General features: G+C 70.0%; 21 protein-coding genes. 15 read left to right on the top strand and 6 right to left on the bottom strand.

Translation table 11 applies throughout. The annotated features are described in order from the left end of the window. Positions 1-35 precede the first annotated feature (35 nt). Complete coding sequence (locus ACZZZB_RS10160) at positions 36-929, top strand: LacI family DNA-binding transcriptional regulator (protein WP_463529611.1); 894 nt, start codon at positions 36-38, stop codon at positions 927-929. Positions 930-990: 61 nt separating this feature from the next. On the opposite strand, the gene ACZZZB_RS10155 is transcribed toward ACZZZB_RS10160, so the two are convergent. Continuing rightward, complete coding sequence (locus ACZZZB_RS10155; protein WP_202939568.1) at positions 991-1818, bottom strand: DeoR/GlpR family DNA-binding transcription regulator; 828 nt, start codon at positions 1816-1818, stop codon at positions 991-993. A gap of 95 nt (positions 1819-1913) precedes the next feature. On the opposite strand from ACZZZB_RS10155, the gene ACZZZB_RS10150 reads away from it, so the two are divergent. The 4 genes from ACZZZB_RS10150 to ACZZZB_RS10135 all read left to right on the top strand — a co-directional run bounded on the left by ACZZZB_RS10150 (position 1914) and on the right by ACZZZB_RS10135 (position 4318). Then, positions 1914-2912: an acetylxylan esterase gene (locus ACZZZB_RS10150; RefSeq protein ID WP_463529610.1), complete on the top strand. Its 999-nt coding sequence runs from the start codon at positions 1914-1916 to the stop codon at positions 2910-2912. Positions 2913-2924: 12 nt separating this feature from the next. Further along, complete coding sequence (locus ACZZZB_RS10145; protein ID WP_463529609.1) at positions 2925-3446, top strand: GNAT family N-acetyltransferase; 522 nt, start codon at positions 2925-2927, stop codon at positions 3444-3446. Between the two features lies 1 nt (position 3447). Continuing rightward, positions 3448-3888: a DoxX family protein gene (locus ACZZZB_RS10140; protein WP_463529608.1), complete on the top strand. Its 441-nt coding sequence runs from the start codon at positions 3448-3450 to the stop codon at positions 3886-3888. A 64-nt stretch (positions 3889-3952) separates the two neighbouring features. Beyond that, complete coding sequence (locus tag ACZZZB_RS10135) at positions 3953-4318, top strand: hypothetical protein (RefSeq protein ID WP_192018882.1); 366 nt, start codon at positions 3953-3955, stop codon at positions 4316-4318. Between the two features lie 65 nt (positions 4319-4383). Here the strand turns inward: ACZZZB_RS10135 and ACZZZB_RS10130 are convergent, their stop codons facing one another. Continuing rightward, on the bottom strand, positions 4384-5733 hold the full coding sequence (locus ACZZZB_RS10130; RefSeq protein ID WP_159876580.1) for an MFS transporter: 1350 nt from the start codon (positions 5731-5733) through the stop codon (positions 4384-4386). A gap of 162 nt (positions 5734-5895) precedes the next feature. On the opposite strand from ACZZZB_RS10130, the gene ACZZZB_RS10125 reads away from it, so the two are divergent. The 4 genes from ACZZZB_RS10125 to ACZZZB_RS10110 are packed head-to-tail and all read left to right on the top strand — an operon-like array spanning position 5896 to position 10873. After that, on the top strand, positions 5896-8244 hold the full coding sequence (locus tag ACZZZB_RS10125) for an FAD-dependent oxidoreductase (protein ID WP_463529607.1): 2349 nt from the start codon (positions 5896-5898) through the stop codon (positions 8242-8244). Between the two features lie 53 nt (positions 8245-8297). Beyond that, on the top strand, positions 8298-9080 hold the full coding sequence (locus tag ACZZZB_RS10120; RefSeq protein ID WP_463529606.1) for an IclR family transcriptional regulator: 783 nt from the start codon (positions 8298-8300) through the stop codon (positions 9078-9080). 44 nt (positions 9081-9124) lie between these two features. Beyond that, positions 9125-10093: an acetylxylan esterase gene (locus tag ACZZZB_RS10115; protein ID WP_463529605.1), complete on the top strand. Its 969-nt coding sequence runs from the start codon at positions 9125-9127 to the stop codon at positions 10091-10093. Positions 10094-10141: 48 nt separating this feature from the next. Further along, positions 10142-10873, top strand: a complete 732-nt coding sequence (locus ACZZZB_RS10110; protein WP_463529604.1) for a YoaK family protein — start codon at positions 10142-10144, stop codon at positions 10871-10873. Between the two features lie 25 nt (positions 10874-10898). On the opposite strand, the gene ACZZZB_RS10105 is transcribed toward ACZZZB_RS10110, so the two are convergent. Together ACZZZB_RS10105 and ACZZZB_RS10100 are read right to left on the bottom strand one after the other, a co-directional pair. Next, on the bottom strand, positions 10899-11300 hold the full coding sequence (locus ACZZZB_RS10105; protein WP_463529603.1) for a RidA family protein: 402 nt from the start codon (positions 11298-11300) through the stop codon (positions 10899-10901). 104 nt (positions 11301-11404) lie between these two features. Further along, entirely contained in the window at positions 11405-12217 is an 813-nt protein-coding gene (locus tag ACZZZB_RS10100) for an endonuclease/exonuclease/phosphatase family protein (protein ID WP_192004038.1), read from the bottom strand. Positions 12218-12294: 77 nt separating this feature from the next. Between ACZZZB_RS10100 and ACZZZB_RS10095 the strand changes: the two genes are divergently transcribed. The 3 genes from ACZZZB_RS10095 to ACZZZB_RS10085 all read left to right on the top strand — a co-directional run bounded on the left by ACZZZB_RS10095 (position 12295) and on the right by ACZZZB_RS10085 (position 16867). Beyond that, positions 12295-12774: a hypothetical protein gene (locus ACZZZB_RS10095; RefSeq protein ID WP_124767881.1), complete on the top strand. Its 480-nt coding sequence runs from the start codon at positions 12295-12297 to the stop codon at positions 12772-12774. Between the two features lie 131 nt (positions 12775-12905). Then, entirely contained in the window at positions 12906-14309 is a 1404-nt protein-coding gene (locus tag ACZZZB_RS10090) for a 3' terminal RNA ribose 2'-O-methyltransferase Hen1 (protein ID WP_463529602.1), read from the top strand. Beyond that, positions 14306-16867: a polynucleotide kinase-phosphatase gene (locus tag ACZZZB_RS10085; protein WP_463529601.1), complete on the top strand. Its 2562-nt coding sequence runs from the start codon at positions 14306-14308 to the stop codon at positions 16865-16867. Before ACZZZB_RS10090 ends, ACZZZB_RS10085 begins: the two co-directional genes overlap by 4 nt. A gap of 251 nt (positions 16868-17118) precedes the next feature. On the opposite strand, the gene ACZZZB_RS10080 is transcribed toward ACZZZB_RS10085, so the two are convergent. Then, positions 17119-17550: an Lrp/AsnC family transcriptional regulator gene (locus ACZZZB_RS10080; protein ID WP_064293981.1), complete on the bottom strand. Its 432-nt coding sequence runs from the start codon at positions 17548-17550 to the stop codon at positions 17119-17121. A 162-nt stretch (positions 17551-17712) separates the two neighbouring features. On the opposite strand from ACZZZB_RS10080, the gene ACZZZB_RS10075 reads away from it, so the two are divergent. From ACZZZB_RS10075 to ACZZZB_RS10065, 3 genes are all read left to right on the top strand, one after another. Next, entirely contained in the window at positions 17713-18741 is a 1029-nt protein-coding gene (locus tag ACZZZB_RS10075) for an ornithine cyclodeaminase (protein ID WP_192018892.1), read from the top strand. A 7-nt stretch (positions 18742-18748) separates the two neighbouring features. Then, positions 18749-19726, top strand: a complete 978-nt coding sequence (gene ctlX / locus ACZZZB_RS10070) for a citrulline utilization hydrolase CtlX (protein WP_463529600.1) — start codon at positions 18749-18751, stop codon at positions 19724-19726. A 177-nt stretch (positions 19727-19903) separates the two neighbouring features. Next, positions 19904-21562, top strand: coding sequence for a sensor histidine kinase (locus tag ACZZZB_RS10065; protein ID WP_463529599.1), 1659 nt, complete (start codon positions 19904-19906; stop codon positions 21560-21562). 17 nt (positions 21563-21579) lie between these two features. Here ACZZZB_RS10065 and ACZZZB_RS10060 read toward each other — a convergent pair whose 3' ends face one another. Next, the gene (locus ACZZZB_RS10060) at positions 21580-22242 is read right to left on the bottom strand and encodes a GNAT family N-acetyltransferase (protein WP_463529598.1); all 663 of its coding nucleotides are present in this window, start codon (positions 22240-22242) and stop codon (positions 21580-21582) included. Positions 22243-22304 lie beyond the last annotated feature (62 nt).

Below are 22304 nucleotides of genomic sequence, written 5' to 3'. Positions count from 1 at the left end.
CGGGATCCACCCGGTCAGCAGTGAGGAGCAGCACCATGTCGGACGCCGCCTTCGGCTCTCAGCGGTCGGCACCGGTACCGCGCCGTTCGCGCACGGGCATGGTGGCGCTCGCCGTCCCGAACCTCGACGAACCGTACTTCGCGGAGCTCACGACGCTCCTCGTCCGCGGCGCCGACGAGCGTGGACTGTCGATCCTCATCCAGCACACGGAGGGCGACCACGACCGCGAGGTCGACATCGCCAACGGGGTCGGCCTGCCGCTCACGGACGGACTCATCCACATCCCCCGCTCGTTGACGGTCGGCGACCTCACGCGGCGGACCTCCCCGGGGCCCCTGGTGCTCCTCGGCGAGCACATCCAAGTGAGCCCGTTCACGCACATCTCCATCGACAACCGGGCGGCCGCCGACGCCGCGACGACGCACCTCGCCGAGGCCGGCTGCTCCCGCATCGCGTTCGTCGGACCCAGGGACGAACGGCCGTCCGACGCGGCGGATCAGCGGTACGCCGGGTATCGGGACGTGGTCGCGCGGCTCGGGCTCGCGCAGGAGCCGTCGCTGATCGGGCACGTCGACGCGTTCACCCCCGAGGAGGGACGCCGCGTGATGCGTCGGATGACCGCCGAGGGCGTCGAGCTCGACGGCGTCGTCTGCTCCAACGACTCGATCGCCTTCGGTGTGCTCGCGGCCCTCCACGAAGCCGGCCGGCGGGTGCCCGAGGAGGTCGCGGTGATCGGCATCGACGACGTCCACGCCGCCCAGTTCTCGACCCCGTCGCTCACGACGGTCGCTCCCGACTACGACGCGATCGTGCGCGCGGCCTTCACCGAGCTCGAACGCCAGATCGCCGCCCCGCCCGGTGCCGACACGCCGGTCCGGCACGTGGTCGTCGACGCACGGATCGTCGTGCGGGACAGCACGGCACGCTGAGGTCCATGAGCGGGAGGACAGGCCGGCGCTCCGCCGTGGCGGGGTGCTGGAGGTGTCGCGGTCAGGCGTCGATGCGGTCGTCGTCGGCGGAAGCGGAAGCGGAGGCGACCGGCGCGAGCCAGACCTCGCCGAACTGCGCGCGGAGCGTGGTCTCGACGTCCTCGGCCACGTCGTCGTCCATCACGAGGTGGTCCACCTCGCGGAGGTCGACGATCGTCGTCAGTCCGACGGCGCCCCACTTCGAGTGGTCGGCGAGGACCACGGAGCGACGCCCGGCGCCGACGAACGCCCGGTTGGTCTCGGCCTCGAGGAGGTTCGAGGTCGTCAGCCCCGCCTGCAGGTCGATCCCGCGGACGCCGAGGAAGACGACGTCGCAGTGCAGGGACTCGATCGCGCGCACGGCGACCGGGCCGACCAGGGCGTCCGAGGGGGTACGGACGCCGCCGGTCAGCACGACCGTCTGGGTGTACGGCTCGTCGGCGCGGTCGGGCCGCGCGAACACGTCGGCCACCGGGAGGGAGTTCGTGACGATGGTGAGCTCCGGGATGGCTCGCAGCTCCTGCGCGAGGGCCCAGGTGGTGGTCCCGCCGGACAGGCCGACCGACATGCCGGGCTCGACGAGGATGGCCGCGCGTCGGGCGATGGCGCGCTTCTCGGCGAGCAGTCGGCGTGCCTGGTTGGGAAAGCCCAGCTCGGCACGGTCGGGCAGTCTGGGCGTGGTGGCGCCACCACGGACGCGGTCGACGAGGCCCTCCGTCGCGAGTTGCTCGATGTCGCGTCGCACGGTCATCTCGCTGACGCCGAGTGCGGTCGCGAGGTCGACGACGCTCGCCGCACCGTTGCGGCGCACCTCCGACATGATCTGCGATCTGCGTTCCGCACCGAGCACAGCGTCCTCCTTCGACCCGGTTGCCAGTCTGGCACGCGCGCACGGCGAACCTCGGCACCGGCGATCCACGACGACGAGACGGAGGCGGACAACGCATGCGTGAGGGACGACATCGGGACTGGTTCGGCGACGAGGTGCGGGACGGCACCTACGGCTATGACCTCGAGGGGCTCCTGGCGGTCGAACCGGTCGTGCCGCCGGCTGGATTCGAGGAGCTGTGGCGCGGGTGGTACGCGGCGGCACGTGAGGTGTCTCCGGATCCCGTCTTGACCCCGATCGGCCGACAGGGTGCGCACGAGGTCTTCGTCGTCGAGCACACGGTCGCCGACGGCCTCCGCCTCCGTGGATGGCTCGCGACGCCGGCGGACGGGCAGGCGCGCTTCGGGATGGTGCACGGGCACGGCTACGGCGGACGCGACGCACCGGACTGGTCCCGCGTCCCCGATGACGCCGCCGTCATCTTCCCGATCGCGCGCGGTCAGGGCGTCTTCAACACCGGACTCGGGGCACCGACGCCGGAGGACGGACACGTCCTGTTCGGCATCGACAGCGTCGAGCGGTACGCGCTCGGCCGCTGTGCTGTCGACCTCTGGCACGCGGCGTCGGCGCTGCTCGACGTCGTCGGACCGCTCCCGCTCTACTTCGTCGGTGAGAGCTTCGGCGGTGGGATCGGCGCGCTCGCCCTGCCGTGGGACGACCGCTTCGTCGGAGCGACGCTCGTGGTGCCGAGCTTCGGTCAGTACGACGTGCGCCTGCGCCTGCCGTGCGAGGGGAGCGGGGAGCGGGTGCGACACCACGTCGCCGAGCACCCCGAGGCGCGCGAGGTCCTGCGGTTCTTCGACGCGTCGACGGCCGCGGGGTTCGTCCACGTGCCGGTGCGGGTGGAGGCCGCGCTCTGGGACGGACACGTGCCACCACCCGGGCAGTTCGCCGTCGCCAACGCGCTCGAGGACCTCGAGCTGAGTGTCCTCCCCGCCGGGCACACCGAGTACCCGGGGCTCGAGGCCGTGCTGGAGGAGTCGTACGCGGCGACGAGGGCGCACGCACTCCGGTCGGTCGCGCTCGCGGTGGCAGGAGCTGCCAGCGAGAGGTGAGAGGGTGGAACGATGATCGCCGCGCTCACGCTCCCCACCACCCTCACCACGCCGGGACAGGAACTGCTGCTTCGCCGGGCCACCCTCGCCGACCTCGACGCGCTGATGGCGCTCCTCGCCGACGACCCGATCAGCGCGTCCCGTGGTGACCAGGCCCAGGAGAGCGATCTCCCCGCCTATGAGCGTGCGCTCGCGGACCTCATCGACGATCCGGCGAACGAGATCCTGCTGGTCGTCGACGCGGCGGAGGCCGTCATCGCGACGATGCAGCTGACACGGATCCCCGGGATGGCTCGGCGTGGCTCCACCCGACTGCTCGTCGAAGCCGTGCGGGTCTCCTCCGCGCTGCGATCCGGCGGCGTCGGAACGGCGATGATGCGCTGGGTGACGGACGTCGCCGCCCCCGCGACCGGATCGTCGATCGTGCAGTTGACCTCCGACGAGGCCCGAGTCGACGCCCACCGCTTCTACGAACGACTCGGCTTCGTCGGCTCGCACCGCGGCTTCAAGTACGCCGTGACGGCCGTGAGCTGACGTGGAGTTCGTCCGCACACTCGCCCGCTGGCTCCTCGGAGCAGCCCTCGTCTTCGCCGGCGTCGGCCACCTCACGTTCGCGCGGCAGTCGTTCGTCGCCCAGGTGCCGCAGTGGTTGCCCCTGCCGGTCGACGTGGTCGTCGTGGCGTCGGGAGTCGTCGAGATCCTGCTCGGCCTCTCGCTGATCCTGCTCGCCCGGTACCGCGTCGCCGTCGGCTGGATCATCGCCGCGTTCTTCGTCGCGGTGTTCCCCGGCAACATCGAGCAGTTCGTCCGCGGCACCGACGCCTTCGGCCTCGACAGTGACGTCGCGCGCGGTGTTCGACTGGTGTTCCAACCGCTTCTCGTCGTCTGGGCGCTCTGGTCGACGGGAGCGTGGCGAGCGTGGCGGACCAGCCGCCGCCGGTCGTCCTCGACCGAGTCCGGCCTCGGAGCTGCCTAGTCATCCGGCCCCACCGGGTGTCAAGGGGCCTGAGGTTCCAGGCCTGATCCGGCAGGGTTGATGCATGCGATGCATTACATACGCGGGTGAGAACGTTGTGACGACCGACGAGGTCGCGGCCCTGCTGGTCGAACTGACGGCGGAGCTCGCGAAGCGCGGACGCGCTGAAGCGGTCACCATTCCGATCGTCGTGGACTCCGACGTCGAAGACGCATCAGCCCAGCTCGTGATTGGTCTCGGCAACGACGTGCTGTCCGTACCGCACGCCTGGGACCAGGACGTACCGGACTTCAGTGAGGCCGAATCGCGCCTTCAGGGCTACCTCGACGACATCCGTCCGTCCACGACGGCCTACGAGCCGCGCGACTCCATCGAGACCTCGGACGTGCTCGAGGATCCCGACCTCGACCTCCGCGACTTCGCCCGCTGAGTCGGACTTGCGCGACAACGCCGGCGTCGACCCCTCTGGTCGACGCCGGCGTTCGTCCGGGTCGCTCAGCGCGGGAGCGGCAGCTTGGCCGTCTCGCGGGCCCGCAGCACGACGATCAACGTGATGAGCGCGGCCGCCATCACATAGAACGCGGGGGCGAACCGGTTGCCGGTCGAGGCGATCAGGAATGTCGCGAAGTAGGGCGTGATCCCACCGAACACGGCGACCGACAGGTTGTACGCGATCGCCATCGAGCCGTAACGGATGCTGGTCGGGAACAGCTCGGCCATCGCAGCACTCGACGCACCGTCGTACGCCGCCATGAAGACGCCGAGGATCACCATCGCGACGGCCGCGGCGGCGAAGTTGCCCGCGCTCATGAGCATGAGCGTCGGATACGTCAACACCAGGAACCCGACGCAACCGGCGATCATCACGGGCTTCCGTCCGATGCGGTCGCTCAGCAGGCCCATGAAGGGTACGAGGATCGCGATCGCGAGCAGCCCGAGCACCGTGACCCCGTAGCTGAGCGGCTGCGAGTAGCCGAGGTCGGTCTGCAGGTACGACGGCATGAAGGTCTGCAGGATCCAGTGGCCGACCGCCTTGATGACGACGAAGCCGACGCAGAAGAGCAGCGCCTTCCAGGAGGTCCGCAACGACGTGCGCAGCGGTGACTTCGAGACGGCCCCCTTCGCTTGGATCGCTTGGAACTCCGGGGTGTCTTCGAGCTTGTTCCGCAGGTAGAGGCCTGCGAGGCCGAGTGGCAGGGCGAGGAAGAAGAGCGCACGCCACCCCCACTCGTTGAGGGCGTCCGTGCCGAGTGTGGAGGTGAAGAGGAGGACGAGACCTGCGCCGACCACGAAGGCCGCGAAGCCGAACACGTCGATGAAGCTCGTCACGAAGCCGCGTCGGTTGGACGGGGCGTACTCGGCGAGGAGCGTGGTGGCGCCGGAGCTCTCGCCGCCGGCGGCGAAGCCCTGCACGAGCCGCACGATCACGAGCAGGATCGGCGCCCAGAGGCCGATGAGGTCGAACGTCGGTAGCAGACCCATCACGACCGTCGCCCCGGAGGTCACGAGGATCACCGTCGCGAGGACCGTCTTGCGCCCGATGCGGTCGCCGAGCGAGCCCCAGAAGAGGCCACCGAGCGGACGCATCACGAAGCCGGCGCCGAAGACGGCGAACGCGGACAGCAGCGCCGCCTGGGTGTTGCCCTGCTGGAAGAAGTTGAGGCTGATGACCGTCGCGAGCGTGCCGTACAGACCGAAGTCGAACCATTCGACGAAGTGTCCGGCCCCCGCGGCCCAGATGACCTTCCGCATCCGGCGTGATCGCTCAGCGTCGTCGTAGGGGGTCTGCGCACTGTGCGCGGCGGCTTCGGCCAGGGCTGCGGCCTGGGTCCTGCTCTCGTCCATCGGTCCTCACATCGTTGTCGGGGTGCTTCGAGGTTCACCTGCCGAAGAATCTTACCCACTGAATGGGAAAGTCGTACCGCTGAATGGTAGCGTGGCAACCGTCCGGTGGTCGACACGTGTCCGACGGCTTCCAGGATCACGCATCACGAAGGAGTGTCTCCCATGCAGCACCGCACCCAGTCCGCCGACGTCGTCGTCATCGGTGGTGGTCTCGCGGGGGTCTCGGCCGCCGTCGCAGCCGCCCGTCTCGGCTCCCGGGTCTCGCTCGTCACGAACCGGCCGGTGCTCGGTGGCAACTCGTCGAGCGAGGTGCGGGTGTGGGTCGTCGGAGCGACCGCGCACGGGCACCAGCGGTTCGCGCGGGAGACCGGCATCATGGGGGAGCTCTTCCTCGAGAACCAGTACCGCAACCCGGAGGGCAACCCGTTCTACTGGGACCAGACGGTCCTCGACCTCGTGCGGGCCGAGCCGAACCTGCAGCTGCACCTCAACACCGACGTCCGCATCGTCACGATGGAGCAGCCGGCGGACGGTGGGGAGTCGCCGTCGCCGCGGATCGCGTCCGTCAGCGGATGGACGATGGGCAGCGAGATCGAGACCGAGTTCGTCGCCCCCGTCTTCATCGACTGCACGGGAGACGGGCTGGTGGGTCATCTGGCGGGTGCGACCTCCCGCATCGGTCGCGAGGGCCGCGCCGAGCTCGGTGAGCCGTGGGCGCCCGAGGTGGCGGACGACGAACTCCTCGGCAGCTCGATCTTCTTCTACACGAAGGACGCCGGACGCCCAGAGCGGTTCGTCGCCCCTGACATCGCGCGCGACATCCGCGACACCCCGATCCTCACCAACCGGATCATCCGGACCGGCGACAACGGCTGCAACTACTGGTGGATCGAGTGGGGCGGCGAGCTCGACACCGTCGCTGAGAACGAGCAGATCCGCGACGAACTGTGGAGCGTCGTCTTCGGGATCTGGGACTACATCAAGAACTCCGGCGAGTTCGACGCCGACAACCTCACGCTCGAGTGGGTCGGATCGATCCCGGGCAAGCGTGAGTACCGCCGGCTCCTCGGCGACCACACCCTCACGCAGAACGACCTGCTCGACCAGGTCGACTTCGAGGACACCGTGGCCTTCGGAGGGTGGTCGATCGACCTGCACCCTGTCGAGGGCGTCTACGCCGAGACCGCCGGTGCGCAACAGCGCTTCAGCAACGGCACCTACGGGATCCCCTTCCGCAGCCTGTACTCGCGGGACGTCGGCAACCTGCTGTTCGCCGGACGCAACATCTCCGCCTCCCACGTCGCGTTCGGGTCCACCCGCGTCATGGCGACCTGCGCCACGCAGGGTCAGGCGGTGGGGACGGCTGCGGCGCTCATCGCCCGCGATGGACTGACGCCGCGGGAGCTCGCCGGGCAGGCGCTCCCGCTCCTGCAGCGCACGCTCCTCCGCGAGGACGCCCCGGTCATCGGCATCACCACGGACGACCCCGACGATCTGGCCGGGCGGGCGACGGTCACCGCGTCGAGCGCGCTCGATGCGATCTCCACGCTGGAGCACCTCGGCTCCGGCGAGCGGTTCCCCCTTGACCGCGACGTCGCGATCCTCGTACCCGTCGCTCCGTCACTCGACCAGATCACCCTGCTCGTCGACGCCGCACGCGACACGACCCTCCGCGTCGAACTCTGGAGCACTGGCAAGCGCCAGAACGCCGTCCCGGTCGAGCACCTCCTCGATGGAGCTGTGGAGATCGCCGCCGGGGTGGGCGTGTCGGCCACCGTCCGCTTCGGATGGACGCCGGAGATCGAGCAGAACGCGGTGCTCGTCGTCCGCGCCAACCCGGACATCAGCCTGCTCCTGACTGAAGGCCACCCCTACGGGCTCCTCGTGCTGACCGCCAAGCACGCTTCCGACGAGGTGTTCGACGACCACATCCCCGAGGAGCAGGACCAGGCGATCCTCGACTGGAACGCGCGGAAGCTGCGCGGCCGGAGCGTCGCGCTGACCGTCGGTGGAGACACCACGGCGTACCGACCGGAGCGGATCGTCGACGGCTACCAACGTCCCTACGGCGGACCGCACCTGTGGTCCTCGGAGCGACTCGATGACAACCGCGATCTGGTCGCCGAGCCCGAGGTCCTCACCCTGCACTGGGATGAGCCGGTCGATGTCGCGTCCGTCCGGATCGTGTTCAACGACGACGTCGACGTGGACCTCATCAACCTGCACCACCACCGCACCGACTTCGAGGCGGTGCCGGAGCTCGTCGCCGACTACCGACTCGAGGGGAGACCGACGGGTGCGGCTGAAGGGACGTGGACGGTGTTGGCCGAGGTCGAGGGGAACCGCCACCGCCACCGGATCCACGATGTCGAACCCGTGCGGGTCGACGCCCTCCGTGTCGTCGTCACGGCCACGAACGGGTCGCCCTACGTGAGTGTCGCGAGTGTGAAGGTCTTCGAGCAGCCGAGCGGGCGCACCACCCGGCCGCGCCGAGCCCGACCGCTACGCTGAACACGGCCTCCGAGGCCGGACATCCGAACCGACACCGACACCGTGGAGGACCAGTGGCAGGTGAGATCCAGCAGGGCATCGGCCGTGCAGCATCCGTGCTCGCCGTTCTCGGCGCATCGACCACCGGGCCGTTGCGGGCCTCCGACATCGCCCGTGCGACCGGTCTCGGCACCTCGACGACCGCACGCCTCCTCGGCACGCTCGAGGAGCTCGGCTATGTGACGAAGGTGGCCGACAGTCCGTCCTACGCCATCGGCGCGACCATCCTGGCGCTCGCAAGCGAGGGACTCAACCAGAACCCGGTGCACCGGGAGTCGCGTGCTCCCGCCCAGGAGCTCGCGCAGCGGATCGGACTCAGCGTCAACGTCGGCGTCCTCGACGGCTCGAGCCTCATCTACCTCTGCCACTTCGAGGGAGCCCTCGCTCCGAAGTCGCACTCGATGATCGGGCTGCGCCAGCCGTTGCACGCGTCCGCGCTCGGGAAGTGTCTGCTCCTCGACCTCGACGCGGACGGCCTCCGTGCGCTGCTCGGTGACGAGCCGCTCCCGCGCTACACGGCCAACACCATCACGGAGCACGCGGCGCTCGCGGCCGAGCTCGCGACGGCGCGGGAACGCGGCGTCTGCATGGAGGACCAGGAGCTCGCGCTGGGTCGTCTCGGGATCGCGGCGCCGATCCGCGACGCGAACGCCAGAGTCGTGGCGGCGATCTCCATCTCGGGTCGACTGAGCCTGATGCGCGAGCGCGACCTCGACGTCCTCACCGAGGACCTCATCGAGGTGGCCGACCGCATCAGCGTCGGTCTCGGACTCATCTCCGCGATCCCGTCCTCCTGACCTCTTCCCCACCCGTATCCGATCTCACGAACCGAAGGTGACCCGTGGCGCAATTCGACCTGCCCCTCGCCCAGCTCCAGCAGTACCTGCCCGACCGCGAGGAGGCGCCGGACTTCGACGCGTTCTGGACGGACACCCTCGCCGAAGCCCACGCCCTCGCGCAGCCGACGGTGCGTGAACGATCCAACCCTGAGCTGACGGGTCTCGTCGTCGAGGACGTCACGTTCTCCGGGTTCGGTGGTGACCCGATCAAGGGGTGGTTCATCCGACCGGCCGGCGCGACCGAGCCGCTCCCGTGCATCGTGCACTACATCGGCTACAGCGGCGGACGCGGGCTCGCCCACCAATGGACGATGCACCCGTCCGCGGGCTACGCGGTGTTCGTCATGGACACGCGCGGCCAGGGGAGCGCGAACCTGCCGGGCGCGACGGCCGACCCGTTCGGGAGCGGTCCGCAGGTCGCCGGGAAGATGAGCGCCGGGCTCGGCAGCCCCGAGACCTACTACTACCGTCGGGTCTTCACGGATGCGGCACTCGCCGTCGACGTGGTGCGCAGCTTCCCGGAGGTCGACCCCGCCCGGGTCGTCGTCGCCGGTGGCAGCCAGGGTGGCGGCATCGCGCTCGCTGCGGCCGGGCTCTGCGAGGGACTCGCCGCGGCGCTCGTCGACGTCCCGTTCCTGTCGCACTTCCGTCGTGCCTTGCAGATCACCGACGCGAGCCCCTTCGCCGAGCTGAAGACGTACCTCATCAGCCGACGTGGTCACGAGGAGGAGGTGTTCCGGACGCTCTCGTACTTCGACGCGACGAACTTCGCCGCCCGCGCGACCACCCCTGCACTGTTCTCCGTCGCGCTCTGCGACGCGGTGTGTCCGCCCTCGACGGTGTACGCGGCGTTCAACCACTACGCGGGCACGCAGAAGGACATCGCCGTCTACCCGTACAACGGGCACGAGGGTGGCGGGCCGGTGCAGCAGCAGGCGCAGCTGACCTTCCTCGCGGACCTCCTCGCCTGACGCTTCATTCGCCCGAAGATGGGCGAACGGGCGTGGGACGATGTGCACGTGACTGAGACCGGCGGCACCGACCCGACCCTGACGACCACCCGGCGTCGGACGCGTGCCGGCATGATCGCGGCGATGGCGCTCGTGCTGTCGTTCGCGGCCGGGGCGACCGACGCCTTCGCGTTCCTCCAACTCGGCGGCGTCTTCACCGCGAACATGACCGGCAACTTCGTGCTGGCCGGACTCACGAGCCGGCCGGACTTCGGCGAGGTGCTGCTCGGGGCGACGGTCGCCGTGCTGCTGTTCTCCGTCGGGACGTTCCTCGCCTTCCGCTTCACGAGGCTCGTCGCCACCGCTGACAGACCGACCCCGGAGGCGCCGCAGCACCGGCTCGTCCTCGTGCTCGGCGGTGCGGTGATCGCGCAAGCGTGCGTCCTCATCGGATGGATCGTGTCCTCCGACCTGCGCACGACGCCCGTGATCTGCGTCCTCATCGCGCTCTCCACGCTCGCGATGGCGGGGCAGACGGCCGTCGCCCGTCGCATCGAACGCTCAGGCGTGACGACCACCTTCGTGACCGGCACCCTCACGAGTCTCATGCAGAGCCTCGCCGACGGCGTCCACGACCACCACCTCATCCGCATCGGCGCGATCGTGCTGCTCGTGGCGGGCGCCCTCTGCGGCGCGCTCCTCACCGGCGTGGACCCGGTGTTCGGTGCGGCGCTGCCCCTCCTCCCGTCGATCGTCGGGCTGGTCCTCCTCCGGCTCGCGCCGACGGCCTCCAGCGACTGACGACGAGCATCGGCACCGATCGGTGTCAGGCGACGGCGGCGGTCGCCTCGATCTCGACGAGCTGGTCGTCGTAGCCGAGCACGGTGACCCCGAGGAGCGTCGACGGCACGTCGTGATCGCCGAAGGCGGCGCGTACGACCTCCCATGCGGTGACGAGGTCGGACTGCTTCGCCGAGGCGACGAGCACCCGGGTACTGGCCACGTCGGCGAGCGTCGCACCGGCGGCCTCGAGGGCGATGACGAGGTTCTCGACGCACTTCTCCGCCTGCCCGGCGACGTCCCCGACGGCAGCGGTCGAGCCGTCGACGTTCAGCGGGCAGGATCCGGCCAGGAACAGCAGCCTGGCGCCCGCCGGAACGGATGACGCGTAGGCGTACCCCGCGGTGTCGGAGAGCTCGTCGGATCGGATCAGCGTGACGACGGACATGGTTCCTCCTCGTGGTGCGGGTGCGATCGTACGACCGCTCTCGATCCATCGTGCCCGACATCGTCGGACGGCGTCGGCGAGGACACCTCGGCGTCTGATCGCCGTCAGTGGGTGAGCTGCGCCCGGATGAGGATGGGGAAGTGGTCGCTCGCCTCCGAGGTGGGGTCCTGCTCGTCGACGAGGGCTTCGATCGGTTCCAGTCGGGTGTGCGGAGCGACGCTGCCTGAGCGACCGAGCACCCAGTCGATGCGTGCGTTCCCGGGACGCTGGGGACCGTAGCCCTGGAACGTGCCGATACCGTCGCTCTCGACCGGCGAGAGGTCGATGAACCCGGCGTCCGCCAGGGAGTCGTGCGCCGCCGATCCGCGTTCGGTGTTGAAGTCGCCGGTGAGGAGGACGGGGACGTCGACGCCGGAGAATCGGTCGGCGATCAGCTTCGCGCTGCGCGTGCGGACGTCGTCGCCGTGCGGTGAGCTCTCGTGGTCGAGGTGGGTGTTGGCGAAGACGAGCTCGTCGCCGGTGCGACGCTCGCGGAGCCTGACCCAGGTGACGAACCGTGCGTGCAGCGACGGCCAGGTGTTCGAGCCCGGTTCGTCGGGGGTGTCCGACAGCCAGAACTCGCCGGCGTCGAGCTGTTCGAACCGCGAGCGGCGGAAGCACACCGGCCCGTACTCGCCGGCCGAACCGCCGTCGCGACCCTGCCCGAACCAGTCGTACTCGGCGAGACCCGGGAGCAGGTCGTGCAGCTGGTGTTCGCGGACCTCCTGCAGCCCGAGGAGGTCGGGTGCGTTGCGGGCGATGACCTGTGAGACCAGCGGTGCACGGTCCACCCACTCGTGACCGGGCTGGGCGACGGCGGTGCGGATGTTGTAGCTCATGACGGTCAGGACGTTCTGGGTCAGGATGGATTCGCTCACCCGGCCAGCGTAGGGGAGCCGGGTGACGGGGAGCTGTCCCCATGTCGCCGGGCGGCCCGGCTGCCTAGACTCGCCCCATGACCTTCGACCTCCGCGACGCCCAGGCCCGGATCCTCGCGCTCAACAGCGAAGAACTCCCCTTTATCTACGACCCGACACCCGACGGCATCGTCGCGCACTGGCGGTACGCCGACCAGCGCTGGCTCGGCTTCATCGGCGCCGGGATGTTCAGTGCCGAGTACGAGCTGCGGGTCGAGCTGCACCCCGAGGACGGCGAGTGGGAGTTCCACGAGCAGTCGTCCTCCTCGAAGACCACCGTCGGCCTCGACGGGCTCTCGACGAAACGCACGTGGCAGTCGGGGCCCCAGAAGACCTTCACCTTCGGTGGCCGCGCCGCGCCGATCGCACAGTCGACCGACCGGAACGGCACCACGACCGGCCACCTCATGGGCTACCAGTTCACGACGGACGAGGTGAAGCAACCCGTCATCGACGCCCTGACCGCCGCCGGCTGGAAGCCGCGAAAAGGGTTCTTCGGCAAGCTGTTCGGAGGCTGATCAGCCGGCCCTGAGTCGCCTGGATCTGCATGAAACGGAACGAATTCCGCGCAGATCCGGGCGACTCACGCACGCACCACGACCGCCGCTAGGCTTTCAGGAACCTCGCCGCCGACCGGACGGATGGACCTGTGCTCGTCACCATCACCTCGACCGCGCCGTCGGCCGCCGACCTGGGGCACCTCGTCCGCAAGCATCCCGCGCGGGCGCAGAGCTTCGACCTCAGCGTCGGGCGCGCCCACGTGTTCTACCCGGAGGCGACCGACGAGCGATGCACCATCGCCCTGCTGCTCGAGGTCGACGCGATCGCGCTCGTCCGTCAGAAGCGTTTCGGCGGCGGTGACAGCGCCTCGCTCTCGCAGTACGTGAACGACCGACCGTACGCGTCGTCGTCGATGGTCGCCGTCGCGATCGGGCAGGTGTTCCGCAGCGCCATGACCGGCCGCAGCGACTCCCACCCGGAGCTCGCCGCGGCAGCGCTCCCGCTGACGATCACGGTCGCGGCGGTGCCGTCGCGAGGCCTGGAGCAGCTGGCGACCCGACTCTTCAGCCCGCTCGGCTGGACCGTCGTCGAACGGGCGATCCCGCTCGACCCGACGGTCCCCGCCTGGGGCGACTCGCGATACGTCGACCTCGAACTGACCGGGCACCTCCGCCTCGCGGACGCCCTCCGCCAGCTCTACGTCCTGCTGCCCGTCCTCGACGACGCCAAGCACTACTGGGTCTCCGACGACGAGGTCGGCAAACTCCTGCGCGCCGGCGAGGGGTGGCTGGCCGACCACCCCGACCGGGACCTGATCACCAAGCGGTATCTCGCGCACCAGTCGCGGATGGTCACCGATGCGCAGTCGCAGCTGGACCCGGAGGCGCGGACCGACGGTGCCGACGGGGACGACGCGGCCACCGCCTCACAGACGAAGCGCGCCCCGGCGCTCGCCGGCCTGCGCGCCGAGGCGGTCCTGCAGGCGCTCGCCGACGTGCGGGCGCGGTCGGTCGCCGACGTCGGGTGCGGCGAGGGCGCCCTCCTGACTCGCCTGATGGCGGATCCCTTGGTCAGCACGGTGATCGGTACCGACGTCTCCGCACGCGCGCTCGCAGCCGCGTCGCAGCGGCTCGGGCTCCGCGACGCGAGCGATCGCGTCCGCGAGCGTGTCCAGCTGCTGCAGTCCTCGGCCACCTACGCCGACGGCCGGCTGCGCGGACTCGATGCGATCGTGCTCATGGAGGTCGTCGAGCACATCGACGCCGAGCGCCTCGATGCACTCGAGGCCTCGATCTTCGGTGCTGCGGCTCCCGAAGCCGTGATCGTCACGACGCCGAACCGCGAATACAACGCGTTGTACCCCTCGTTGCCGGCGGGCGGGTTCAGACACCCCGACCACCGCTTCGAGTGGGACCGCCAGGAGTTCGCGACCTGGTGCACCGCTGCGGCCGAGCGGTATGGCTACGGCGTCGAGCACCGCACGGTCGGCGACGTCGACCCGCAGCACGGCTCGCCGACGCAGCTCGCCATCTTCCGGAAGGCCATCTCATGAGCGACCTCGAGCAGACCCCCGCCGCCCTGCCGATCCCCGAACTGTCGCTCGTGGTCCTCATCGGCGTGAGCGGGTCCGGCAAGTCGACCTTCGCCGCCACGCACTTCGGCCGGTTCGAGACCCTGTCGAGCGACTTCTTCCGCGGTCTCGTCTCCAACGACGAGAACAACCAGGCCGCCAGCGCCGACGCCTTCGCCGCACTCCGCGATGTCGCCGCTCGCCGCCTGGACGCCGGGCTCCTCACAGTCATCGACGCGACCAACGTCCAGCCGGCCTCGCGCAAGTCGCTCATCGATCTGGCACGCAACCACGACGTCCTCCCCGTCGCCGTGGTGCTCGACGTCCCTGAGCGCGTCTGCATCGAGCGCAACGAGGTCCGCGAGGACCGCTCGTTCGGCGCGGCCGTCATCAAGCGCCAGCAGGACCAACTGCGCCGGTCGATGCGGCACCTGAGCAAAGAGGGCTTCCGGAAGGTCCACGTCCTCTCCGGGGTCGAGGCGATCGCGCAGGCGTCGTTCGTCCGTGAGCCGCTGCTCAACGACCGCCGTCAGGAGCGCGGTCCCTTCGACGCGATCGGCGACGTGCACGGGTGCCGGAGCGAGCTCGAGACGCTGCTCACGAAGCTCGGTTACGTGATCGAGCGCGACGTGGAGGGTCGACCGATCGACGCCGCGCACCCCGAGGGACGCCGCGCGATCTTCCTCGGCGACCTCGTCGACCGCGGGCCGGACACGCCTGGCGTGCTGCGGCTGGCGATGGGGATGGTCGGCGCGGGGCACGCGTTGGCCGTGCCCGGCAACCACGAGTCGAAGCTCGTCCGCGCGCTGCAGGGCAAGCGGGTGCAGACCAGTCATGGGCTCGCCGAGTCGCTCGCGCAACTGGCCGAGGAACCGGAGGAGTTCCGTGCCGAGGTCGAGCGGTTCTGTCGCGAGCTCGTCGCGCACCTCGTCCTCGACGACGGGAAGCTCGTGGTCGCACACGCCGGCCTGATCGAGCAGTATCACGGACGCGCGTCCGGTCGAGTGCGGTCGTTCGCGCTGTACGGCGACACCACGGGGGAGACCGACGAGTACGGCCTGCCCGTGCGACTGCCCTGGGCGGAGGACTACCGGGGCAAGGCGACCGTCCTGTACGGCCACGTGCCGACCCTCGACGCCGAGTGGGTCAACAACACGATGTGCCTCGACACCGGCTGCGTCTTCGGCGGCAAGCTGAGTGCCCTGCGGTGGCCGGAGCGCGAGGTCGTCGACGTCCCGGCCGAGCAGGTCTGGTACGAACCCGTCGTGCCGCTCGGCCGCCTGACCGGTCCGGCCGGCGAGCAGCGGGATCCCGGGCTGCTGCGCATCGACGACGTCCTCGGCAAGCAGGTCGTCGAAACCCGCGTCTCGGGCCGGGTCGGCATCCGCGAAGATGCGGCGGCCGGCGCACTCGAGGTCATGAGCCGGTTCGCGATCGACCCGCGGCGCCTGGTCTACCTGCCGCCGACGATGAGTCCGCCGAGCACCTCGCAGCGGAAGGACCTCCTGGAGCACCCCGCTGAGGCGTTCGAGGCGTATCGCCGGGAGGGGCTCGATCGGGTGGTCTGCCAGGAGAAGCACATGGGCTCGCGAGCCGTCGTGCTGCTCACGCGTGATCCGGCACCCTTCGGCGCTCCCACGGGGTGGCGTGGCACCGTCCACACCCGCACCGGTCGGCCGTTCTTCGACGAGGAGACGACGCAGACGCTCCTGGCCCGGCTCGACATCGCCGTGGAGCGAGCCGGTCTCTGGGAGGAGCTCGACGCCTCCTGGCTGCTCGTCGACAGCGAGCTGCTGCCGTGGTCGGTGAAGGCGGAGAGCTTGATCCGCGAACAGTACGCCTCGGTCGGAGCTGCCGCGACCGCTGCACTCCCGGCGGCCGTGCACGTGCTGGAGCAGGCGGCGGCGACGGGTGTCGACGTCTCGGACCTGCTCGAGCGGACGCGTCGACGGGCCGAGGCCGCCGACGCCTACGTTGCGGCCTACCGCCCGTACACCGCGCCCTCGAACGGTCTGGAGGGCGTGCAGATCGCTCCGTTCCAGCTCCTCGCCTCGACCGGGGCGAGTCACCTGGGCCGCGACCACGCCTGGCATCTCGCGGTCGCGGACCGTCTGGCGGACGCCGACCCGGAGCTCATCCGCCGGACCCGCTCGATCGAGGTCGACCTCACCTCGGCGGCCTCCGAGGACGCCGCGACCGCGTGGTGGGAGGAGCTGACCGGTGCGGGTGGTGAGGGCATGGTGGTGAAGCCTGTGGCCGGTCTCGTCCGCGGTGAGAAGTCGCTCGCGCAGCCCGGCATCAAGGTGCGCGGGCGTGAGTACCTGCGCATCATCTACGGTCCCGACTACACGGAGCCGCACAACCTCGAGCGCCTGCGCGATCGGGACATCGGCCACAAGCGGTCGATGGCGCTGCGCGAGTACGCGCTCGGCGTCGAGGCGGTCGAACGGTTCGTCGCCGGTGAACCGACCTGGCGGGTGCACCAGGCCGTCTTCGGCGTGCTCGCGATGGAGTCCGAGCCGATCGACCCGCGCCTCTAGCGTCGGCCCGTCGCACCCGTCCGTTCCCTGCGCTCCCCGTCCGGTCCCTGAGCTCCCCGTCCGGTCCCTGAGCTCCCCGTCCGGTCCCTGAGCCTGTCGAAGGGCGGGGTCAGGCCGTGTGCCCTTCGACAAGCTCAGGGACCGGGTTTCAGCTCAGGGACCGGGTTTCAGCTCAGGGACCGGGTTTCAGCTCAGGGACCGGGTTTCAGCTCAGGGACCGGGGCTGAAGCTCCGCGACCGCGACCGCGGCGTCAGCGCAGGACGGAACTCAGCAGGAGGCTCGTCTCGCTGTTGACGACGCCCTCGATGCGTCGGATCCCGCCGAGCACGCGGTCGAAGTCGGTCAGCGTCTCGGTGCGGAGTTCCGCGACGAGGTCCCACCCGCCGTTCGTGGTGTGGAGCGCGCTGATCTCCGGGAAGCCGCGGAGCTGGCGGATGACGTGGTCGGTGGTGCGACCCTCGACCTCGATGAAGGCGATCGCGCGGATGGTGCCGGGGTCGAGTTCGTCGCGCACCCGGACCGAGAACCCGACCACCGTGCCGGAGGAGATGAGTCGCTCCAGACGGCTGTTCACGGTCGCCCGGGCGACGTCGAGCGACCGGGCCAGGCTCGCGACCGACGCACGGCCGTCGGCTCGGAGCGCAGCCAACAGCCTCCGGTCCAGATCGTCCAGCGCAGCCATGCACACAATGTACAACGCAGTTACTCACATTGTGCATAACCTGTGCACAAGTCGCGCATCTCTGGAATAGAAAGTGCAGATCGTCGAAACCTAGGCTCGAAGCAACCGCGAGTGGTCTGCTCCGGTCGGCTCCGAGCCCGAACTCGTCTGGAAGGGAACGTCATGACGCGTTTCGTCGATGTCCGCAACATGGTCCGCTGGACGGCCGACCGAGGTCCTGAGCGCATCATCGCCGGCATGATCGGCTACCTCGAGGCCGACTTCCGCCGCTGGCCGTCGTTCGACAAGAGCCCGCGCGTCGCGAGCCACACGCCCTTCGGCGTCATCGAGCTCATGCCGACGAGCGACCACGAGACGTACGCCTTCAAGTACGTGAACGGCCACCCCTCCAATCCGGCCCGGGGCTACCAGACGGTCACGGCCTTCGGCGTCCTCGCCGACGTGCACAACGGCTATCCCACCTTCCTCGCCGAGATGACGCTCCTCACGGCCCTCCGGACCGCCGCGACGTCGGGCATGGTCGCGAAGCACCTCGCCCGCCCCGACTCGAGCGTCCACGCCCTCATCGGCGCCGGCAGCCAGGCCGAGTTCCAGGCCCTCGGCATGCGGGCCGCCCTCGGGATCAACACGGTCCGGATCTGGGACGTCGACCCGCTCGCGATGGACAAGTTCGCGCGCAACCTGGAGCCGCTCGGGTTCGAGGTCGTCATCGGGACGAGTGCCGCGGACGCCGTGGCGGGGGCGGACGTCGTCACGACTTGCACGGCCGACAAGGCGCTCGCGACCGTGCTCACGAACGACCTGGTCGAGCCCGGCATGCACCTGAACGCCATCGGTGGCGACTGCCCCGGCAAGACGGAGCTCGAGGCGTCGATCCTCGATCGCGCCGACGTCTTCGTCGAGTTCCCGCCGCAGACCCGCATCGAGGGCGAGATCCAGCAGATGGCTCCCGACTTCCCGGTGATCGAGTTCTGGCAGGTCCTCACGGGCGCCGTCCCCGGCCGCAGCTCGCGGGAGCAGATCACGCTCTTCGACTCCGTCGGTTTCGCGATCGAGGACTTCACCGCGCTGCGCTTCCTCCGCGACTCCGTCGACGGCAGCGAGTACTTCGAGGAGATCGACCTCGTCGCCGCCCCCGACGACCCGAAGGACCTCTTCGGACTCGTCGGCGCGCTCTCTCCCGTCGGCTGAGTCCGACATGTCCGTGCAGGCGCCGTCGGCCGTGGTGCTCATCCGGCCGCACCGGTTCACGCCGAACCCGCTGACCGCAGCCGACAACGTCTTCCAGGTCGCGGACGGCGTCCCGTCGGCGTCCGTGGCCGGGGTGGCTCACGCGGCGTTCGATGAGGTCACCGCCGTGGCCCAGGCGCTCGACGCCGCCGGGGTGCGCGTGCACCTCTTCGACGATGAGGACCCGGACCGCCCGGACAGCGTCTTCCCCAACAACTGGCTGTCCACCCATGCGGGCGGGCACCTCGCGGTCTACCCGATGTACGCGGTGAACCGCCGACGCGAGCGCCGGTGGGACATCGTCGAGATGCTGAAGCGCGAGTACCGCGTGCAGGACGTCATCGACTACTCGGGGCTGGAGCTCGACGACGTGTTCCTCGAGGGCACCGGTGCGATGGTGCTCGACCACGCGGCCCGGGTGGCGTTCGTCGCGCGATCCCACCGGGCCGACCCGATCGCCCTCGAGCGGTTCTGCACCAACTTCGGCTACGAGCCGCTCGTCTTCGACGCGGTCGACCCGCACGGGGTCCCGATCTACCACACCAACGTCATGATGGGCGTGGCGACCGAGTTCGCGCTCGTCGGCCTCGACCTGATCGCCTCGCCGGCGCGGCGCGATCAGGTGATCGAGCGGCTCACGGGCCATGGGCGGACGATCGTCGACCTCGACTACGGACAGGTCTGCGACTTCGCCGGCAACGCGATCGAGCTGCGATCGGCGACGGGGGAGCGCCTCCTTGCGATCTCGAGTCGCGCCGTCCAGAGCCTGCGGGCGGATCAGTTGGCGGTCATCGAGCGCAGCTGCCGGATCCTGCCACTGGACGTGCCGACCATCGAGCTCGCCGGGGGTTCCGTCCGCTGCATGATCGCCGGGATCCATCTCGACCGGCGGCCGGCGGTTGCCGCATCCAAGGCGGCACCGACCCCTCAGCTCGCCCGCTCCTGATTCCACTGATCGGTGATCCGATTAACGCAAATCCATCCGTCCGACGCGATGGCTGAGCGCTCCAGGCCTGCGACGATGGCTGTCCGCGTGCGCATGGGTTAGATTGACGTCGATCAGCTGATCGACGTGGAATCCGGCCGACGTCCTCTCTGACCGAGCTGGAGAGAGTGGGCGATCGTGCCGCTGTTGGAACATGAAGCCTCTCGACGCGGCCGATTCCGGGTGTTCGCCCGCGCACAGCTCCCGTTCGCGATCGCCTTCGGCATCGTCGCGATCCTCGTCGCGATCGTCCTGCCCGAGCGGTTCTTCACGGTCGCCGTCCTCTCGGGCACCGCTCTCGCGGCGATCAGCACCCTCCTCGCAGCTGTCCTGCCGTGGGAACGCTGGCCGACGCACGCGATGGCCGCCATCGCCGTCCTCGACCTCCTCGCCGTCGCGAGCGTCCGGCTCGAGCTCATCAGCGTGACTCCGGGCGCGAGCCTGCTCTGCATCTTCCCCGTGCTGTGGTTGGCGTTCGGGTTCACCCCGCGGATGATCATCCTGGCCGTGGCGGGGACCCTGTTCATCAGCAGCGCTCCCTATGTCCTCCGGGCTCGCACGCCGGAGACCGCCGTGGACTGGCTCAACGTCGCCCTGCTGCCCATGCTCACCATCGGTATCGCCGTCGCCGTGAACATCGGAGCCCGCCAACTGCGACGGAGCCGGCATGCCATCCAGGAGCAGGCCGCGCAGCTCGAACGCTCGCTCGCCAGGGCGCTCGACGCAGAGGCGCTCGCCGAGTCGATCCTCGAGACGGTGGACGCGGGCGTCGCCTTCTACACCGCTGACGGCACCCTGGGCGTGGCGAACGCGCATGCTGCGGACATGGTCGCCGCCGTCGGGTTCCGGCTGGACACCCCGCCGTACGCCGGGGAACACGTCTTGCAAGCCGATCGTCGGACACCCATCCCGTTCGACGAGCAGATCATCCCCAGGGCGCTGCGGGGCGAGCTGCTCTCGAATCATCTCGAATGGGTGGGGGAGGCCGGGCAACAGCGTGCGATCCTCGCCAGCTCCGCGCGGGTCATGCGCAACGGGGACACGCACCTGGGAACGGTCATCGTCGCGCACGACGTCACCGAACTCGCCAACGCGATCGACGTCCGCGAGGCGTTCCTCACGACGGTGTCGCATGAGCTGCGCACACCGCTCACGTCCATCCACGGCTACCTCGAACTGATCGTGGACGACGCCGAGGTCGACGCCCCCGGTCTGCTCCCGGCGCTGCGGGTGGTCCAGCGCAACGCGGTCGAGCTGGAGCGGCGGGTGCAGGAGCTGTTGACGGCATCCGATTCGACGGTCCAGATCGAGCCGAGCCGTATCGACCTCTCGGACGTCGCCGCGCGCGCGATCGAGACGGCGACCGCGGGAGTCTCGGTGCCGGTCGTCCGACTGCACGCCGACCCGGCAGCGGTCGTCTCTGCGGATCCCGAGCAGGTCCACCGTGTGATCGCCGAGCTCGTCGCCAACGCCGTCAAGTTCACGCCGGCCGACGGTACGGTCGACGTGGCCGTCGAACCGGGTGCCGGCCGTGTCGAGGTGGTCGTCAGCGACACGGGCGTCGGGATGAGCGCCGACGAACTCCGTCAGGCCTTCGACAAGTTCTACCGGGCGGATTACGCCCGTGACCAGGCGGTGCAGGGCGTCGGGCTCGGCCTTCCCGCGGCGCGGGCGATCGCCGACGCGCATGGCGGTTCCGTGACCCTGCGGAGCACCCCTGCTACGGCCGGCGCCCCCGGCACGACCGTCGCGACCTTCGTCCTGCCGCAGGAGCCGTCGGTCATCCCGTCACGATGACGCGGACGTTCGCGCCGTCAGTCTGCTGACGGCTCGCCGAGGAGCGCCGACCGTGCCGCATCGAGTCCGGTGACCTCGGCGGTCCAGTCGGGTCGCACGAACTCGTCGCGGTGCAGCCGGAGGCCCTGCGACTCGACGAGCTCGCCTGGCCGCCCGATGAAGCGTTGGAGGCCGTTGTCCCGATAGCCGAGTCGACGCGAGACGCCGAGCGATGCGCCGTTCCAGACGGCCGCGTCCGACACCGCGACCTGCGCGTCGAGGTGGTCGAAGGCGAACTGGAGCATGCCCGCCCGCATCTCGATGCCGAGCCCCTTGCCCTGCTGCGCCTGCGTCAACCAGGAACCGCTCCCGACCGTCCGGGTGACCACGAAGTCGCGGGCGGCGATGTCCTGCAAGCCGATCGGCGTCCCGTCCAGGAGGATCGCGAGGTTGAGCGTCCAGGACGACGGCGTCGCTCCCGCGCGCTGGGTCCAGAGGTGCCGTGCGGTCTCGCGGATGAGTTGTTCGCGCGGCTGGTCGGTCCACGGCGTGGAGAACGGCATGACGGCGGGATCGTGGACGCCGGCGAGGGCGGCCTCGATCAATCCGGGGAGGTCCTCGTCGCGCACGAGGCGCAGGACGAGTCTCGGCGTGCGGATCTCCAGGCCGAACAGCGGCCAGACGTCGGTGAGGCTGAGCATCAGGCCACGGTATCGCCTCGGGCTGTAGCCGGTCGAGGCCGCCCTGTCGAGCCGGGGGTGTA

The organism is Plantibacter sp. AC185 (genome assembly GCF_979258065.1).
This window is presented reverse-complemented; position numbering and strand designations above follow the sequence as displayed.